13 protein-coding genes, 2 pseudogenes and 1 riboswitch are annotated in these 18,386 nt (G+C 53.6%); of the genes and pseudogenes, 11 read left to right on the top strand and 4 right to left on the bottom strand.

Annotated features, from left to right (window positions below; genetic code table 11):
* The first annotated feature begins 28 nt into the window (after nucleotides 1-28).
* On the top strand, nucleotides 29-1,201 hold the full coding sequence (locus tag K5R88_RS08365) for a DUF1624 domain-containing protein (protein WP_226299697.1): 1,173 nt from the start codon (nucleotides 29-31) through the stop codon (nucleotides 1,199-1,201).
* A 33-nt stretch (nucleotides 1,202-1,234) separates the two neighbouring features.
* Nucleotides 1,235-1,429, top strand: a riboswitch (cobalamin riboswitch).
* A gap of 174 nt (nucleotides 1,430-1,603) precedes the next feature.
* Here the strand turns inward: K5R88_RS08365 and K5R88_RS08370 are convergent.
* Entirely contained in the window at nucleotides 1,604-2,203 is a 600-nt protein-coding gene (locus K5R88_RS08370) for a SagB/ThcOx family dehydrogenase (protein WP_226299698.1), read from the bottom strand.
* Nucleotides 2,204-2,739: 536 nt separating this feature from the next.
* On the opposite strand from K5R88_RS08370, the gene K5R88_RS08375 reads away from it, so the two are divergent.
* From K5R88_RS08375 to gorA, 5 genes and pseudogenes are all read left to right on the top strand, one after another.
* On the top strand, nucleotides 2,740-3,072 hold the full coding sequence (locus tag K5R88_RS08375; RefSeq protein WP_226299699.1) for a carboxymuconolactone decarboxylase family protein: 333 nt from the start codon (nucleotides 2,740-2,742) through the stop codon (nucleotides 3,070-3,072).
* 280 nt (nucleotides 3,073-3,352) lie between these two features.
* Nucleotides 3,353-4,105, top strand: a complete 753-nt coding sequence (locus K5R88_RS08380) for an alpha/beta hydrolase family protein (protein ID WP_226299700.1) — start codon at nucleotides 3,353-3,355, stop codon at nucleotides 4,103-4,105.
* A 209-nt stretch (nucleotides 4,106-4,314) separates the two neighbouring features.
* Nucleotides 4,315-4,512: pseudogene (locus tag K5R88_RS30865) on the top strand (cache domain-containing protein); the annotation flags it as partial.
* A gap of 27 nt (nucleotides 4,513-4,539) precedes the next feature.
* Nucleotides 4,540-5,172 (top strand): response regulator, encoded by a 633-nt coding sequence (locus K5R88_RS08385; protein WP_226299701.1) that lies wholly within the window; start codon nucleotides 4,540-4,542, stop codon nucleotides 5,170-5,172.
* A 390-nt stretch (nucleotides 5,173-5,562) separates the two neighbouring features.
* The gene (gene gorA / locus K5R88_RS08390; protein WP_226299702.1) at nucleotides 5,563-6,921 is read left to right on the top strand and encodes a glutathione-disulfide reductase; all 1,359 of its coding nucleotides are present in this window, start codon (nucleotides 5,563-5,565) and stop codon (nucleotides 6,919-6,921) included.
* 72 nt (nucleotides 6,922-6,993) lie between these two features.
* On the opposite strand, the gene K5R88_RS08395 is transcribed toward gorA, so the two are convergent.
* Together K5R88_RS08395 and K5R88_RS08400 are read right to left on the bottom strand one after the other, a co-directional pair.
* Nucleotides 6,994-9,429 carry a flavin-containing monooxygenase gene (locus K5R88_RS08395; protein ID WP_226299703.1) on the bottom strand — a complete coding sequence of 812 codons (2,436 nt, stop codon included), beginning with the start codon at nucleotides 9,427-9,429 and terminating at the stop codon, nucleotides 6,994-6,996.
* On the bottom strand, nucleotides 9,416-11,086 hold the full coding sequence (locus K5R88_RS08400; protein WP_228750502.1) for a GMC family oxidoreductase: 1,671 nt from the start codon (nucleotides 11,084-11,086) through the stop codon (nucleotides 9,416-9,418). Before K5R88_RS08400 ends, K5R88_RS08395 begins: the two co-directional genes overlap by 14 nt.
* Nucleotides 11,087-11,213: 127 nt before the next feature.
* Between K5R88_RS08400 and K5R88_RS08405 the strand changes: the two genes are divergently transcribed.
* The 5 genes and pseudogenes from K5R88_RS08405 to K5R88_RS08425 all read left to right on the top strand — a co-directional run bounded on the left by K5R88_RS08405 (nucleotide 11,214) and on the right by K5R88_RS08425 (nucleotide 16,753).
* On the top strand, nucleotides 11,214-12,326 hold the full coding sequence (locus K5R88_RS08405) for an AraC family transcriptional regulator (protein ID WP_226299704.1): 1,113 nt from the start codon (nucleotides 11,214-11,216) through the stop codon (nucleotides 12,324-12,326).
* A 413-nt stretch (nucleotides 12,327-12,739) separates the two neighbouring features.
* Nucleotides 12,740-14,172, top strand: a pseudogene (locus tag K5R88_RS08410) (NAD-dependent succinate-semialdehyde dehydrogenase).
* 82 nt (nucleotides 14,173-14,254) lie between these two features.
* Nucleotides 14,255-14,752: a CMD domain-containing protein gene (locus K5R88_RS08415; protein WP_008015713.1), complete on the top strand. Its 498-nt coding sequence runs from the start codon at nucleotides 14,255-14,257 to the stop codon at nucleotides 14,750-14,752.
* A complete protein-coding gene (locus K5R88_RS08420; protein WP_226299705.1) occupies nucleotides 14,749-15,324 on the top strand; it encodes a peroxidase-related enzyme in 576 nt (191 codons plus the stop codon). Before K5R88_RS08415 ends, K5R88_RS08420 begins: the two co-directional genes overlap by 4 nt.
* Nucleotides 15,325-15,637: 313 nt before the next feature.
* Nucleotides 15,638-16,753, top strand: a complete 1,116-nt coding sequence (locus K5R88_RS08425; protein WP_226299706.1) for an AraC family transcriptional regulator — start codon at nucleotides 15,638-15,640, stop codon at nucleotides 16,751-16,753.
* On the opposite strand, the gene K5R88_RS08430 is transcribed toward K5R88_RS08425, so the two are convergent.
* Complete coding sequence (locus K5R88_RS08430) at nucleotides 16,750-18,348, bottom strand: phytoene desaturase family protein (RefSeq protein ID WP_226299707.1); 1,599 nt, start codon at nucleotides 18,346-18,348, stop codon at nucleotides 16,750-16,752. The genes K5R88_RS08425 and K5R88_RS08430 overlap by 4 nt on opposite strands.
* Between the last annotated feature and the right edge of the window lie 38 nt (nucleotides 18,349-18,386).

Consider the following 18,386-nt stretch of genomic DNA (forward strand, 5'->3'; position numbering starts at 1 on the left):
GCTACCCACTCCTTGCTTGCGACTTTCGATGACAAACTATACTCAAATCCCACCGACCATTAGCGTAAGCCAACGCCTGCTGTCCATAGATGCCCTTCGGGGGTTAGTGATCATTTTTATGCTGTTGGATCACGTGCGCGAGACGTTCTTTCTGCACCGACAAGTTGCCGACCCCATGGCCATCGACACCATCGAACCGGCGTTATTTTTCAGCCGAGCTCTCACCCATTTATGTGCGCCAGTGTTCGTACTTCTAACTGGATTATCCGCTTACCTGTACGGCGAAAAACACCACGGTAAGAGCGATGTGTCGAGCTTCCTGTTCACGCGTGGTCTAGTTCTGGTACTGCTTGAGTTCACCTTGGTGAATTTCGCTTGGACATTCCAGTTCCCGCCCAGTGTGATTTACATGCAGGTGATATGGGCCATTGGTGTAAGCATGGTCGCCCTCGCTGCACTGGTCTGGCTACCTCGACCAATACTGTGTGTACTGGGTATGGTCATCATCACCGGGCACAACCTGCTCGATTCGCTGCACTTCCCAGTCGGTTCAGCGATGCACGTGCCCTGGGCTATTCTGCATGATCGCGGCTGGCTCGAATTCGCTGACAACTTGCGCGTGCGCAGCTCTTATCCTGTGCTGCCGTGGATCGGTGTGATCGCCTTGGGTTACTGCATCGGCCCATGGTTCGTTCGTTCAGCCCTCCCCACCATGCGTCAGCAATATCTGTTAGTGGCTGGGGTCGGTGCATTAATCAGCTTCTTAGCACTACGCCTTGTTAATGGTTATGGCGAGGCTCATTGGGTGTCCTATGAAAGCACCACACAAACCATCATGAGCTTCTTCAATATCACAAAATACCCACCTTCCCTGCTGTTCCTCTCTCTGACGCTAGGGGTGGGGCTGTTGCTTCTTCTTGGCTTTGAGCGGGCTCAGCAATGTAAGTGGATCAGCACCTTGGCGGTATTTGGTGCGGCACCGATGTTCTTCTATTTGCTCCATCTTTGCGTGCTGAAAATGCTGTATCTGATCAGCGTGGCATTATTCGGCTTGAACCAAGGTAACTACTTCGGTTTCGACGACATTTGGGCTGTGTGGCTGATGGCGGCGCTCCTGGCTACAACGCTGTACTTACCTGTGCGTTGGTTCGCCGCATTGAAGGCTCGTCGTCGTGATATCGGTTGGCTCAAATACTTCTGAAACGGACACAGGTTCGCCTCAGGCGGCGTGATCGACTAACATGCCGCCGCCGGTTTCCAAATGGGATTAATAGGGAATCCGTGATGCTAGCAACACATCAAACGGAACTGCCCCCGCAACTGTAGGTGCTGAGCCTGCTCCTGAACTGCCACTGGAAATGATTTCTGGGAAGGCTGGAGCACGCTATGACACATCAGTCAGGAGACCTGCCGGCCAAGTAACAATCACTAACCGGCGGGGTGCCCGGGAAGGACATCCTTGCGCGCGCTTCACTCAGGTGATCGGCCATGCACTGCTTTTCAGCAGCGTTCGATGATGTTTAACCTCGCAAGCTTGGTGGGCAGACGCTTACCGAGAAGCTCGATTTCACGCCGGACGTATTCGATGTCGAGCGCCACAGCTCTATTTGAGAGGATGCCCTACACAGAAAAGGGCGACCGGAAAAAAGGGCCGTTCAAGACGCAAGGCTTCCTTCATCTTAATGTCATCAAACCCCATCACGACTACACCGCCCAGACCCGCTGCGGTGACCGCCAGATACATATTTTGAGCGGCTGCTCCAGCTTCGAAATCAACGTAGCGTGCCCCCCTTAGACCATCGGCTTGTTGAGCCGCGAAATGATCTATTGCGAGCGCTCGTTCAGCGACGATGGCGATGACGACAGGAGCGTCTTCCAACCACTTTTCATCGCCTAACGCCGCAGAGTTCAGCAATCCATCTTCGGTTAGATCGGCAATGAGGGAGAGTTTTCCTGCCAGGGAATCGTATGTGTATACCCCGGGTGCAAGCCCTTCTACTTGACGCACAACCACCCTCAATACAAGTGGATGCAGAGCGTGTGCCGATGGTGCCGTTCGCCTTCCGTCCGTAGAGGTGCACCCCTGTCCGGCATAAAGGAATGTCTCCAGAACGGCCAGGCTCAGCGGCTCTTCACTGAAGGTTCTAACACTTCGCCTAGTGGATAGAAGGTCTTTCAGCAGCGCAGTGTTTTGGGTATCCATCGACGTTCATCCATGCGAGTTTGTGCTGACAGTAGCAGACGCACGAACACTAACCTGGGAAACGTCTTCCCTGGTTGTCTCCCTCACCGCGCGCGAGGTCTGCCAGGTGCTGACGGACGTCGCGCGCTGTTGACGCTGGCGCCGAACTTAACTGTGTGCCGACGCAAGACTCACCCGCCGCCGAATCAGCACAAATCCAACACTGGCAACGGTTTGTGAGGAATCAGATTGGATCAGTGACATCTCGGCAACTGGGTATATTCGGCATCGGCGCCAACACTGTTCAGTTACTTGCTTGGTTCGTTTGAACTGGCTTAATAGTTCTGGATCAATGCTTACGGTAGTCCAGCGCTCTGGAGTCGTCGAAAACGCCTAACCTTTGTCCTCTCTTGCCCCTCCGAAGCTCCCTCACTCCACATACGATCAAGCCGGTTATTGCGCCATCTTGCAAGCCTACCTTCTAGATGGTAGGCTTCGCTCAAATTCACAACACCTCCCGTAAACCTACAGGGCGCCTGTGCCCATGTGAGAATCCCATGCAAGATTGGAATCAAACTCGTAAAGACATCAACGCCCGCCTGGTACAGCTGAATGGCCTGTCTCCAGAGACCATGAAAGGTGTGGCTTCCCTAGGGGGCGCCGGCGCAAAAACAAACCACCTGGATGCCAAAACGCGGGAGCTGATTTCGTTAGCTGTAGCAGTGACTACCCGCTGCGATGGCTGCATCGCATTCCACGCTGCTGAGGCCAAGAAAATTGGCGTAACTGCTGAAGAGGTTGCTGAAGCCTTGGGTGTAGCAATCAACATGAACGCCGGCGCGGCTCTGGTTTACAGCACTCACGTGCTGGACGCCTTCGACAAAGAGTAATTGGGAGTGCTTATCTGAAGTTAGGCTCTTACTGAGGCAGTCCGTCCGCTGTTCAATCCTGAGGATTGGCTGCCACTACCGAGAGTGTCTGACATGAGAAAGTCGCAAAATCCGATTCAAATTTATGTGTGGTCAGATTTCGTCTGCCCTTTATGCTGGATTGCTAAGCGGCGCTTTTAAGCAGCCCTTGAGCAGGTGTGTGCACAAGCATCTGGTAGAGAAAAACTTGCACCTACCGGTTCACAGACCAAGTAGCAAAGCCGTTCAAGGAAAATTCATCATGAGCAAACAAAAGATAACGTTCCGAAACCCCCAGGGTATAAGCCTGTCAGGTCTGCTTGAAACGCCGGAGTCGCCCAGAGCCTACGCATTGTTCGCCCACTGCTTCACCTGTGGAAAGGATATTAAAGCTGCCGCCAGAATTGCTAGAGCGCTAGTCGACAATAATATCGCTGTACTCCGGTTTGATTTCACTGGCCTAGGCAGCAGTGATGGCGACTTCTCCAACAGCAATTTTTCCTCCAACGTTGCCGACCTGGTAGCGGCGGCGGAGTATTTGCGTGACACATATCAGGCTCCATCCATCTTGATTGGTCATAGCCTGGGTGGAGCCGCAGTCATAGCGGCGGCGAAGCACATTCCAGAGGCAAAGGGTGTAGTGACAATCGGTGCCCCTGCTGAAGCGGCCCATGTCATGAAGCAGTTCAAAGGTCACGTAGAAGCGATCAGAGACATTGGTGAATATAAAGTAATGCTGGCAGGAAGAGAGTTCACCATAAAAAAACAGTTTCTCGATGATATTGAAGCCCAACAGCAGGATACAAATATCGCTAACCTACGACGCGCACTACTTGTTTTTCACTCCCCAGTGGACAGCGTTGTATTAATAGAGCAAGCCCAGAAAATTTACCTGACAGCTAAACACCCCAAGAGCTTCATTTCGCTCGACTCGGCTGACCACTTGCTTACTAACAATCAGGATGCGGATTATGTAGCGTCATGCATTACCGCCTGGAGCTCTAGGTATCTGTAATCCTAGGCTTTGCTTCCCGCTGAAAAATGCAATTACCAGGTCTCCTCACATGCAATATCGCTCAATACTGGAACTAAAAAGAGCCAGAGAACGATAAAGAGAGATGTCACTTTGTTGCGATAGTGAGTCGGCACAGCAAGGAGAGAAAGTTACGACAAAAAGAAGCTCAGGGTCGATAAGGTTCTTGATAATTATGAGTACAAGTTTTTTCTCGGCGGTTGAAGATCATCGGCGATGGCATCGGCTAACGTTGTTAAACGTTGAGCGTCGCCATGCTGGGATCGGGGCTGAGGAACATACGCGAGCGCATCGAGCACTTTGGTAGCCGATTTCATATGGCATCAGCACCTGGCCGGAGCGAGCTGGATATCGTGATATCCATGAGTATCCCCTGCAAGAAGGTCTGACTACATCGATAACAGTGGGCACCCTCAATGAACTTATTAACACAAATCCGTTTAGCCTTGATCGATGATCACACCTTAGTGCGCGATGGGATCAGGGCTCTACTATCAGTCATTCCGACTGTGACAGTGGTTGGTGAGGCTGAAAATGGCAAGGATGCTATGGTGATGGTTGAGCACTGCAATCCAGATCTTCTGTTGGTCGACATCAATCTTCCCGACATGAACGGTCTTGAGTTGACGCGAAAAATACGCGACAGGTACCCCACCGTGAAGGTACTCGTGCTCAGCATGTATGATAGTAAAGAGTATGTAAGTGAATCCCTACGCTCGGGCGCGAGTGGCTATGTATTGAAAAATGCACCCTCAAGAGAGATTGTCGCTGCGATTGAAGCAATTAAAAACGGAGGTACCTTCTACAGTGCTGAAATCGCACAAAAGCTCCTTCTAGATGATGGTACTACCAACGTTCTAACGCCCCGGGAAAGCCAAGTTTTATATAAAATTACCCAAGGGCTGAACAACAAGGAAATGGCACGAGAACTGGACATCAGCGTCAGGACTGTAGAAACCCATCGCATGAGCATTCGACGCAAACTCAACATCGACAAACCTGCTGCATTGGTAAAGTATGCAATAGACCATGGAATAATTCCAAGCTAAGGAATTTTCGCCAGTGCATATTTATAACACCCTCCATTGGAACTGTATCGTTCATCCAGGACGAAAGCTATCTAACGCCCACCAGATGTGAGCGTCACTACTCGTGCTAATGCTAGATATAAAGGTCGACGAGAGTGGGCGAACTCGAATGTTAATTGATTTATAAGCTCGCAGCCCACCCCTCTCCTGCCCCATACTCCCTCACATGATGAAACAAGTCGGCCCGCCATTGCAACCCTACCAATCGGATGGTAGCTTTCAAGCATCCTCTGGAAATTTCCAGGTAACCCTATGCGGCCTGTGCTCGATGAGTTGCTGACTTCCTACGATAGTCCGGCCCAATATTAGCCAACCAGTCATCACGCCGGTTGCCTGCCACGGAGATTGAAAATGCCCTATGATTTTGACCTTTATGTAATTGGTGCCGGTTCCGGCGGTGTGCGGGCCGCGCGTTTCTCCGCCGGTTTTGGCGCGAAAGTGGCTGTGGCCGAAAGTCGCTACTTGGGTGGTACGTGTGTGAACGTTGGCTGCGTGCCGAAAAAACTGCTGGTCTACGGAGCGCACTTCGCCGAAGACTTCGAGCAATCGCAAGGTTTTGGCTGGACTCCGGGCGAGGCGAAGTTTGATTGGGCGACGCTGATTGCCAACAAGGATCGCGAAATCAATCGCCTGAACGACATCTACCGCAATCTGCTGGCCAACAGCGGCGTGACCTTGCATGAGGGTCACGCGAAAATCGTCGATCCGCATACCGTCGAGATCAATGGCGAGCGCTACACCGCCAACAACATCCTGATCACTACTGGTGGCTGGCCGCAGATCCCCGAGATTCCGGGGCACGAACACGCGATCAGTTCCAATCAGGCATTCTTCCTTAAAGATCTGCCCAAGCGCGTTCTCGTGGTCGGTGGTGGTTACATTGCCGTGGAGTTTGCCGGGATCTTCCACGGCCTAGGCGCCAAGACCACGCTGCTGTATCGCGGTGATCTGTTCCTGCGCGGCTTCGACAGTGCAGTACGCAAACATTTGCAGGATGAGTTGACCAGGCGTGGCATGGATCTGCAATTCAATGCGGACATCGAGCGAATCGACAAACAAGCCGATGGCAGCCTGAAAGCAACCCTCAAGGATGGTCGTCAGCTTGAGGCGGACTGCGTGTTCTACGCTACCGGTCGACGTCCGATGCTCGACAACCTGGGCTTGGAAAACACTGGCGTCAAACTCGATAAGAAAGGTTTTGTCGAGGTCGATCAATTGTATCAAACCGCTGAACCGTCGATCCTGGCTCTGGGTGATGTGATTGGTCGGGTGCAGCTCACGCCGGTCGCTCTGGCTGAAGGCATGGCCGTTGCTCGGCGCTTGTTCAAGCCTGAGCAGTATCGTCCGGTGGATTACAAGATGATCCCGACGGCGGTGTTCAGCCAGCCTAACATCGGCACTGTCGGGTTGACCGAAGAAGAGGCGCGAGAGGCCGGGCACGAAGTGGTGATCTTTGAAAGCCGTTTCCGGCCGATGAAATTGTCGCTGACTGAATGTCAGGAGCGCACTTTGATGAAGCTGGTGGTGGACGCCAAGACCGACAAGGTCTTGGGCTGCCACATGGTCGGCCCGGAGGCCGGCGAGATCGTGCAGGGTTTGGCGATTGCGCTGAAGGCGGGCGCGACCAAGCGCGATTTCGACGAAACCATCGCCGTGCATCCGACGTCCGCTGAAGAGTTCGTCACCATGCGCACACCGGTTGAGGGTTAACCGCTCTTCGGTGTATCTGATGCGTCTGGCCCTGTCGCAACGACAGTAGCTAGACGCACGCTTTCGCCATCATCACGAACTTGTTCTCTCCGCCTGTGAAAGTTGCTCACGGGCAAACTCACCCACTGTGTTCAGCGCTTTGGCCGCTGAGTGCAGGTAAAAGGCTTGAAGCTGAAAGACGTGCCATCGTTCCGCGTACATCTCCAGCCGGCAATTCACCCCACTGTTGACTGCGTGTTCGGCCAAACGGATGGAATCGGATAACAGCAGTTCATGGTCGCCAACCTGAACCAGCATCGGAGGCAGTCCTTGCAGATCCACTCGCAATGGACTGGTCGTCGCCTCGGAGGCATACCAACCCAATCCCTGCTCAAGCCAACCGCGACGAATCATGGGGTCTTCCTTAAGTCGCGAGGTCATTGAGGCGCCAGTCAAGTGCTCGTCGGTTACCGGTGACATCAGCAGCAGCCCAGCGGCAAAACGCTCGTAACGATCTCGAAGCTTGAGGGCTAAGGCCAATACCAACGCAGCGCCCGCCGAATCGCCTGCGAGAAAAATCCGGTCGGCGGCATAACCTTGAGCCCGCAAGGCTTCATAGCATGCCAGCGCATCATGCAGTGCTGCTGGGGAGGGATGCTCTGGAGCCAATCGGTAATTCGCAACCCATACCGACATCCTAGATGCCTTGGCCAAGCGACTGGTGATGCTCCAGTGCGTGTCCGGGGAGCCGAGGCAAAACGCTCCGCCGTGCAGGTATAAAATGACACCGCCGTTCTCGCCTTGCTTGGGAGCAACCACTTGCACGGGAACGCCGTTGACCTGCTGGCGATATCGGATCACGCCAGTGGTACCGGGCATCAGCTGGGAAAGTCCCCTGACCACCCTTCTCTGCGCGACAACACCCAATCCCGGGCCGATCAGTGACCGAAATGTGGTGCGCAAGAAGCCCCGCAAAAAACGAGTTTTCAGCACTTCAAACCAATCTGGTGATTCCGCTATTGTGGCGCCGCTTTCGAACTGACGGCTAAAGCGGTACACGTGCAAAGCCGAGAGTCGCGTCAGCCAGCGATAGCTTAAGGTGAAGCCTGGCCAATTAGTGCTGTTGTTGCCGGCTTCATCGACGTACCAGCTCCGGCAGCCGTTCCACACCGTGTTGGCCAGGCGGTTCTGAATCTGTCGGTGGAAACGGTCATACGCGCTCTGATCGATCTCAACTGTATTCGTCTCTGTTGCTTTCAAAGTGCGCAAGCATCGCATGATGTGGGCAATCTGGCTTTCAAGCATATACACGATCGAGTTGTGGCCGAGGTTGGTGTTTGGGCCGTAGAGCATGAAGAAATTGGGAAAGTTCGGAACCGCTAGTCCAAGATAAGCACGGGTACCGTCGCGCCAAGCCTGGTTAAGGTTTATTCCGCCGCGCCCGACAATGCGCATCGGAGACAAAAATTCAGTGGCCGCGAACCCGGTGCCGTAGACAATCGCATCGACCTCATGCCGTCTGCCGTCTGCGGTTTCAATTCCGTCCTCCGTAACCCGGACAATACCGTCGGTGACCAACTCCACGTTGGGCCGGCTCATTGTCTTGAGGTACTCGCTAGACAGCAAAATGCGTTTGCAGCCGAACGGATAATCAGGAGTAAGTTTCTGCCGCAGTACGGGATCAGTCACTTGCTCGGTCAGCAGCTTGCGAAATGGAATACCGACCGCCCACTTCATCAAAGACTTGAACCGGGTAAACGCCAGAGCTCGTGATTCATATCGGAGATATATTGATGCTCGATAAGCCTTCATCAACCAGGGAACATTGCGTAGCAGTGTTTTTTCTCGTTCGGAGTAAGCGCGGTCGGGACGTGGCATCACGTGCGCGGGTGAGCGCTGAAAAACCTTCAAGTGCTCCACTTGGTCGGCAATGGCCGGTACAAACTGAATAGCAGAGGCTCCGGTGCCGACTACCGCTACCCGCTTACCAGCTAGTGAGTAGCTGTGATCCCAAGTGGCCGAGTGAAAGACGTGGCCTTTGAAATTATCCATGCCCGCCAATTTTGGAAATGCCGGGCGGCTCAGCTGTCCGGCTCCGCTTATCAACAACGAAGCACTCAGTACAGTTCCGTCCTTCTGTATGACTTGCCACAGCGAAGTGGCTTCATCGAATTCAGCGGAGGCAACTTCAGCGCCAAAACGGATGTATTTACTCAACCCATATTTTTCAGCGCAATGTTTCAGATAGTTATGAATTTCACCCTGCGGAGCGAACACCTGGCTCCAGCCCGGGTTGGGTTCAAACGAAAACGAATATAAGTGCGAAGGCACGTCACACGCTGCGCCAGGATATGTGTTGTCCCGCCAGACACCGCCTACGTCATGTTTTTTTTCAAGGATGACGAAGTCCTCGACGCCGGCCTTTTGCAACGCAACGGCCATGCCGATGCCAGCGAAACCAGTTCCGATAATGATCGCGGTCAGGGGCATTGCGGACTCAGGGTCGACATCAAAATCAAGCAACGACATAAGGTGCCTCATTCTTGTTATTGGCAATGGTCGAATCTTCCGGCGCTACGCACGATTTCACACGTTGAATCCCCCGAATAAGATCAGCGGCTTTCTCAGCGATCATGATTGTCGGCGCGTTGGTGTTGCCGCCGATAAGAGTCGGCATGATTGAAGCATCAACAATGCGTAAACCCTGCAACCCATGCACGAGCAGGTTCGAGTCCACCACAGCAAGTGCGTCGACTCCCATCCGGCAGGTGCCCACTGGGTGATAAACGCTGTCGGTGCGACGTCGCAGGATGGCGCGAATCTGCTCATCGGTTCCAACTTCTGCGGTATACAGATCTTGAGTGATCCAACTGGCAAGAGCGGGAGCCTGCATCAGCCGACGGGTGAGTTTGAACGCCGCGACCATGTCTTCAAGATCTTGTGGGTCTTGAAGAAAGGCCGGATCAATCAAGGGCGCCGCTTGCGGATCATTGCTGGCCAGCGACACCGCACCGCGACTGCGTGGTCGCAGAAGGCAAAAATGGCAGGAAAGTCCATGGCCGAGTCGCAATTTGCGAGCATGATCCTCGACCGGCGCAACGACGAAATGCAGTTGAATATCCGGCTTGTCCAAAGCCTCGCGAGTTTTAAGAAACGCCCCGCCTTCGGCAAAGTTCGAGGTCAACATACCCCGACGCTCATTTCGAAAACGGACTACCTCTTTCAGCAGCTTGGCACCGCCAGCAATGGAGACGCCCATTGCATCGAGGCTGGTTGTTTTGTAAACGAAGACAAAGTCCGGGTGATCCTGCAGGTTTTGGCCTACCCCTGGAAGATTCAGCAGAACTGTGATGCCGTGGCGTTGCAGTTCCACCTCCGGCCCCACACCAGAAAGCATCAACAGTTGTGGCGTCTGAAAGGCTCCGGCGGCAAGGATTACTTCTCGATGTGCCCGTAACACGTGAATCTGGCCATGTTGAAGAACTTCCACACCTACGGCGCGGGTACCTTCGAACAGGATGCGTTGAACCTGTGTCCGGGTTTTCACCGTTAGATTGTTGCGTACACCGATATGAGGAAGAAGATAGGCTCGTGCTGCACTACAACGCTCGCCATGCTTTTGCGTAACTTGGTAAATACCTACACCTTCCTGGTCGGCACCGTTGAAGTCGTCGTTGAGCGGCAACCCGGTCTGGCGGGCCGCGTCCAGAAATCGCTGCTGAAATGGGTTGTCGGAACGAAGATCGCTTACCCACAAAGGCCCGCCTCGACCGTGCAATTCGTTGTCGATTCGCTCGTTGTGTTCGCTGAGGCGGAAATAAGGCAGCACGTCTCTGAACGCCCAGCCGGTATTCCCCAACGAAGCCCAATGGTCGTAATCCCATCGATGCCCGCGAACATAAATCATGGCGTTGATCGCTGATGAACCGCCCAATGTCTTACCGCGAGGTTGGTAGCCTTTACGACCAGCAAGAGCTAATTGCGGAACGGTTTCGAATGACCAGTTATTTACCGAAGTCGGCACCATGGCCACGACGGCGGCTGGGACATTGACCAGACTTGATTGACCGCCTCCCCCCGCCTCCAGAACACAAACGCTGACGTTCCGATCTTCGGTCAACCTGCTCGCAACCACACACCCACCGGAACCACCACCCACTACAATGTAATCGAAGGTCTTTTTCATTATTGTTTTCTCACGCACAAGACCGTGCGAAGTCCCAAACGTCTAAATCAGAAACGTCTAAAAGCGAGTTCTGATTCACGCCAAGCACCGAGACGGCCTTTATTGTTGTTAAAACGGCTAACGGAACATGGATGATGGTGACGCCCATCAGGGAAGAGACCAATGCTGGAAAGGGCCAACTGCTTTATTATTTGGGCCAATCTTTCGCAATAGGCAAAGAGGCATGAGCTTTCGGGATTTTACGCGCGGCCCCGCCAGCGCCTTGTTACAGCTCGAATTCGGTCGTGAAAAAGGCCTGTCGGTCACTAAAGTTCTTGCGGGCTCTGGGCTGACTCAGGCGCAATTGGGTGATCCGAATGTCGAGTTGACCGCCGACCAGGAGCTACGCTTGATCAGCAATTTGCTGACGCTTCTGGGGAATCCATCCGGCTTGGGATTTGAAGTTGGTACACGCTATCACTTCTCCACCTATGGCCTGTTCGGTTACGGCTTGATTAGCAGTGCGACTACAGGTGATGCCTTGGCACTGGCGTTGCGCTTTCTGCCGCTCACCTACGCTTTCACCGTCATTTTGTATGAAGAGCAAGGCAATGATGGTGTGTTGACCTTTCAAGCACCTGGGCTAGCGTCAGACTTGCGTGACTTTGTGCTGGGTCGGGATATGGCTGCAGCAGCGGTGTTGCTGAAAGAGTTGGCTGGTGAACACTTCGCACTGTCGCATTTTACCCTCAGAGCCACTGCGCCAATGCTACCTGGCAACGATCACCTTTTGGGTACCCCTCCGGCCTACTCGGCCAGCTGCAATAGCCTGTCCTTCAATCGCGCGTTCCTGTCTCACCCCTTGCCCCAGGCCAATGCCGTCACGGTAAGCATGTGCGAACAGATGTGCACAAAATTGATGCAAAGCAGAGTCGCCCGCTCGGGCATGACTGCCCTAGTGCAGCACTACCTAACTAGCTTAGACAACACACCACCGGATCTTTCCGAAATAGCCCGTCTTACCCACATCAGCACGCGCACCCTGAAGCGCCGACTGAGCGATGAAGGCACCACATTTCGGGCCCTGCTTGCTGAGGCCCGCAGCTGTAGTGCCATCGAGATGCTTAAGGACTCGCGACTGAGTCTGACCAGGATCGCTGAGCGACTAGGCTTTAGTGACTTATCGAGCTTTTCTCAAGCGTTCAAGCGGTGGCATGGGGTAGCACCAACTAATTTTCGCGACTCAAAAAAACAAAACTGAAGACCGGAAAGGCCTCTGAGCTAATCCATCTCGGCATTACCAAAAAATAGTCAATAGCGCTCGCGGCATCTTCCTGTTCAAAAATAAAGCGCTTTTCCGATAAGTGAATTTGTTCAGCTAGGTCGGATCACCCACTGCTCACTTCGAAACAACTACGGACGGAAACTCCCACTTAGTAGACGCGAAATTGCACACGACGCGCTGATTAAATAATTATTTTACAAGAATCGCCATCTGTAGAAATAAATTCTAATTTCTCGACGATTTATGCAAAAAAACGGAAAATTTTCCGTGGTGAGATGCCCTATATTTTGTTGAAGCCCATGTGTCGTAAATAGCTTGTAGCTGAGCACCACAATGAGTTTTTAGCCAAGCCGTGGGACGTCAAAACCATTAGCAACTGAGAGGTGATCATGGAACAAATACCATTGTTTATTGGCGGTGTATGGCGTAACACGCATCCCAGTGAATCGATCCCCGTAATCAATCCGGCAACGGAAGAGCAGATCGGACTCATTGCGAAAGCTAGCTTGGCTGACATTGAAGATGCGGCAATCGCTGCGGAGAAAGGTTTTGCCACCTGGAAGCAGGTGTCTGCGCTCGATCGCGCAACGATTATGCACAAAGCGGCAAACCTGATTCGTGAGCGCGCAGAAAATATCGCGCTAATCCTTACCGCTGAGCACGGAAAGCCCCTGGCTGAGGCGATGGGTGAAGTCGCCGCAACTGCGGACACAATCGATTGGCACGCTGAAGAAGGCAGGCGCGCGTATGGGCGTGTCATCCCGTCTCGCGCATTAGGTATTCATCAGTTTACCTTGATGGAGCCTATCGGGCCTGTAGTGGGATTTGCGCCATGGAACTTCCCCCTCATTCAAGCCGTAAAAAAAGTCGCTGGTGCCTTGGCTGCCGGCTGTTCGATCATTTTGAAAGGTGCGACCGAGGCACCGTCCTGTGCTGTCGAGCTCGTCAAAGCACTCGCTGACGCTGGCGTTTCTCCTGGAGCAGTCAACCTGCTGTTTGGCGACTCGGGCCAAATTTCTGAGTATTTGATTGCCCATCCCTCTATCCGGAAAGTGACCTTCACCGGATCTACGCCAGTGGGAAAAAGCTTGCGAGCCTCGCAGGGTTGCACATGAAGCGATCCACGATGGAGCTGGGTGGCCACGCGCCGGTAATCATTATGGACGACGCGGACATCGCTACCGCAGTCAAGATTTCTGTCGCCGCTAAATATCGAAATGCAGGCCAAGTCTGTGTCTCCCCGACTCGCTTCATTGTTCACTCTAAAGTGTTCGACGAGTTTGTTTCCCGTTTCGTGGAAGGCGCACGCGCCATCAAGGTGGGCGACGGTCTTGATCCGACGGTGACTATGGGCCCAATGGCTCACCTTGGCCGGCTTAAGGCAACAGAAGAACTCGTGGCGGATGCGGTATCCCATGGAGCGAAGCTGGAGACTGGCGGCAACCGCGTAGGCGACAAGGGTTATTTCTTCGAACCCACCGTTCTCACGAATGTACCGGTGACCGCTCGCGCCATGGTTGAAGAACCCTTCGGGCCGATTGCGTTGATCAATTCTTTTGACGACATCGATGAAGCCATCAAGGAAGCGAACAGACTGCCATACGGCCTCTCTGCATACGCATACACGCGATCGCTTAGCTCGGCTAATAAGCTGTTTAACGGCATCGAGTCTGGCGCCATCTCGATCAACCATCACAGCGTTGCCCTACCCGAGCACCCGTTTGGCGGCGTAAAAGATTCCGGATACGGAACCGAAGGTGGCCCTGGCGCACTGGATGCTTTCATGACCACGAAGTTCGTTTCGCTTGCGAGCGTTCTTTAAGGTTCGGCGAACGTGTTTTTTTAGTCGCTATCGAGCACTGCTGCATTCAGGAAATAACGCGTCGCTAACTATTGGAACTCATATGCTTACTCCGAACATTATCGAGCGTCTTGTCGGCGCAAACGAAAACTCTCCGCTCGCGATGGCCATTGCTGAGCGGGCAGAAATTATGGCGCTGAGTCAAGCGAGCCATGATGCAGTGATCATTCCGAAGGATCCCGGTGGTCTGTCACATGCAGAACGTGCAGCCCTTGCTGAACGAATCGCTCGGTTGAGCAACTCTGAAGAATTGGCTGATCACTACCATGCTTGTCTTGAGACAGCAGGTGGCGAAGAAGGCCTTTATGTTGCCGCCAATCCTCAGCAGTCCGCTTACGGGGATGAACGCTTTATGGCGATCATCCGATTCACGGATCTGGTCACTCAAAAGCCGCGAGAAGCTACAAAGCAAGATATCGATACGTTAAAGGCCGCTGGGATTTCAGAACCGGACATCGTAAGGCTCACTGAAGTCCTCGCTTTCGTGAACTACCAGCTCCGGGTCGTAGCAGGATTCAAAATTGCAGGAGAAATGAAATGAGCCAGGTCGTGCATAATTTCACCGTATCGGTGCCTCACTGGTCGCCGTACATCAAGCCAGTTGAGTTAGAAAGTGCGAGCCAAGAGCAGCTTGATGCGATGAAAGTGACTCCGTCGAGCAAAAAGATCTCGGAGTATGTGCTCACTCTCGCTCATGACCCTGAGTCGCTCGCGGTGCGATCCCCTTTGTTCAACGCCATTATGTATGGCCGTGCTGGCTTGCCCCCAGCTGAGCGTGAACTGGGGGCGATTGGTTCTTCAATTGTTAATCGATGCGTCTACTGCGCCGCAGTACACGGCGCCCGATACAATCAGCTGACCAAAAGCACAGAGCTGGTCGCAAAAATCTTTGCAGACGAAACCGAAGCACAATTGGATGAGCGCTCTCAGGCGTTGTTTGACTTTGCGGTTGAGTTGGCCAAATCACCTCCAGTGCTGAATGCACGGCATGCCGATGCCTTAAAAGAACTCGGCTTTGACACGCTTGGGGTTGTCGACCTCGTGCTGGCCACAGCCATCTTCGGTTGGGCAAACCGCCTGATGCATGTTTTAGGTGAACCCGTAAAAATCTGATCAGACGTTCCATTGAAGTGATATCAAAATAGCGGGCAGCCCCAAACTGCCCGCTTGTCAAAATGATTGAGTTCAATAGCTGCAGCTCCACACTACGATTTACCCCCCTCCCTTTTCTTTGACTCCCAACCCACTACGCGTATCTCGAAGCGAAATCGACGCGGCCGGCCAGGCCTTGGAATATCCCTATCAGACGTGCTACACAGTTTGTCGTAACACTTCGATGGCCCTGAGCAACCGATTTGCAATACAACACCTAGTAGGGTCTCGTCTCGTTCCAACCAAGCAATGCACTGCGGCTAACGGATATAAAATGACCCGACCTCTCACCGTCAGTGCCACTTGGCTTGTAGGCGTCATCGAGGAACTGACTCGGCAAGGTATCGAGCCTTCCCGTTTGGGCGCTCCCTGGACTCAACACTGGGAAGACGTGGCGCCTACGCGGCAGCTGCAACTCGTGCAAGTGAGGAGGCTTTGGCAGCGCGCGATGCAACTCTCCCAGGATCCGCTGCTCGGCTTGAAGGTTGGCGTAGCACTGCCACTGCAATCGATGAACGTCGTAGCACTGGTGTTGATGCACAGTAGCTCCTTACGCCAGGCGCTCGCCCATACGGTCAGGCTGCAGCAATTGGTTAGCAACTCTGGTCGTTTTTTAATTGAACCTGCTTCCAACAATGGTGTTCAGCTGGTTTACCACGTAACACCCAGCCCGGTTGCCATGCATCCAGCCCAGATAGATTCGCTGTTTGCCGCGTACATGCGCCTGCTCTATAACTGTATGCCGGCTGACCGTAGGCCAACCAGAATTGAGCTACCTGGTACTGACGCGTGTTTAGCCGACCGCTATCAAGTCTATTTTGATTCTCCGGTCATTCTCGGAGTCGAGCACGCTCGTGCCGTATTTGGCGCTGAACAGCTGGACTCACCCTGGCAGGCTGCTGATCCAACACTGCTTCGCATTCTACTCGGGCGCGCTGAGGCGATGATTAAAACCCAGGGTCGCTCGGACACGCTTCTTGATTACGTCAGTGCAGCCATCGCCGCGCAGGGATTTTCCCAGGCGAATTGCGACAGCGTAGCGCGCTCGCTGGATCTCAGCAGACGTACTCTTCAGCGTCGATTGGCTGAGCGCGGTTCATCCTTCCGCCAATTACTGGAAGCGGTGCGTATGAGCGAGGCATTGGAAGGCCTGGCTGATCCCGAACTACCGCTTGTCTTGCTGGCAGAACGGCTGGGCTACGCTGAGCCCAGTGCGTTTTCGCATGCTGTGCGAGGTCACTTCGGTAAGGCACCCAGTGCACTGCGCCATGAATTGGCAGGCAGCTTATCTGCAGGAGGAAAGGCCCTTGCAATCAACAGCACTGAGAGTTCCCACCACCAAATTACGACATGTGAAGCCAATTCAACCCGGTGCGAAGTTGAGGGCTAAAGCTCTCGAAAAAGGTCGCGCTCAAGAACCGCACTCGCCGCGACCAGCCCACTGACCATCGCGCCACTGACTCCGGCAGCAGTCACATCCTGTCCGCCGAAGTACAGGCCTTTAACAGGGCCGTGTGCACGCATCCATCGCTGTGCAAAACGAAGCGGCGTTTGCTCATAACCCATGAAATTGCCGTGGCTGCGGTTTAGAAAGTGATTGAAAGTTAGAGGTGTAGCTAACTCGGCATGAGCAATGCGTCCGCCGATTTGAGGATAATGTTTTAAGGCCACGGCCAAGAGGTCTTCGCTCAGTCTTGCCGTCATGTCCTCGTACTCTGCACCTCTGTGCTTCCACTTCGTGCCGGTGAAACGCTCGAACACCGACCAATCAGTCAGGCCGCATATGTCCATCGTGCTCTGCTTAGGGTGGCGGTCGGCCCAACTGGGATCCCGTAGTGATGGATGGGCAATGAAATGCAGGGGCATGGGCTGTCGAACTGGATCAGCTTTGTACCGAGCGAGATTCGCTGGGAGATCGTTGCTTGGGTGCACCCAAAGATTGGCTGGGTGAATGTTCAGATCTGCATTTGCGATGTCGAAGCCAAGGTTAAGCACAGCAAAACATTGAGTGGTACCAATGCTCTTAGTTACCTCGCCCAAAGGCTGGGTCAGTTCAGGATCAGCATTAGCCAGAAGCGGTACGGTCTGAGAGATACCAATCGCACTGACGACTCTGTCCGAGCGAATCTGGCTTCCATCAGCGGTTTGTACACCCACCACACAACCATCACACATTTCGATGCTCACAACTTCTGCCGCCACCAGGCAAGCTCCTCCTGCAGCACGAACGGTGTCGGCCATTGCTGTGGCGATGCGTTGCGAGCCGCCAACGGGGTAGCTAGCGCCATCGATGTAGTGGCTGAATACCATGGCATGAATCGCAAAAGAGGCCTCCGCAGGGGAATTGCAGTAGTCGCCGTAGTTCCCACACCAGACTGCTTTGAGGTCAGCATTGTCAGTTAACTCGTCCAAAACATCCTGCACTGTGCGCTGTGCAAGTGGCATGAATGCAGCCTGAGCCTTGGTGAAAGCTGCCTCAGAAACTGAATGTGGCAAGGCCCGCTCTCCGAAGAAAGATTTCGCAGCCCGGCTTGCCTCACCCACTAGCTCTACGTAACGATCGATCGCGCTCGCTTCCTTCGGAAAGTAGTCCTTAAGCCGATCCTTGTAGGCTTGTGCACCGGCCATATGATCGTAGCTATTGGCACCTACAATAATGCGATTGTAATTTTCGGGCATGGGCGCCCATTCAAGCTGACCGCCTGAGACTTTGTCGAAAAGGCGATAGAGTCCACTCGTTTTGCGGTGTACCTCCCCCATATAGTGCAGGCCTACGTCCCACTCGAAGCCTTGGCGTTTGAAGGACTGCAAACAGCCGCCCAACACCGCGTGGCGTTCGAGCACCAAAACGCGCTGTCCTTCGAGAGCCAACAATGCGGCTGTGCTTAGGCCGCCTGCACCGGAACCGATAACGATCGTGTCGAACCCGCCGTCTAGCTCACCACGGGCCAACGCACGCTTAAAACTCATATCGTAACCGCCCATCGTTCGTCCCCTTCCATACCCTTCCCGGGATTTTTATT

Source organism: Pseudomonas sp. MM213, assembly GCF_020423045.1.
GTDB lineage: Bacteria > Pseudomonadota > Gammaproteobacteria > Pseudomonadales > Pseudomonadaceae > Aquipseudomonas > Aquipseudomonas migulae.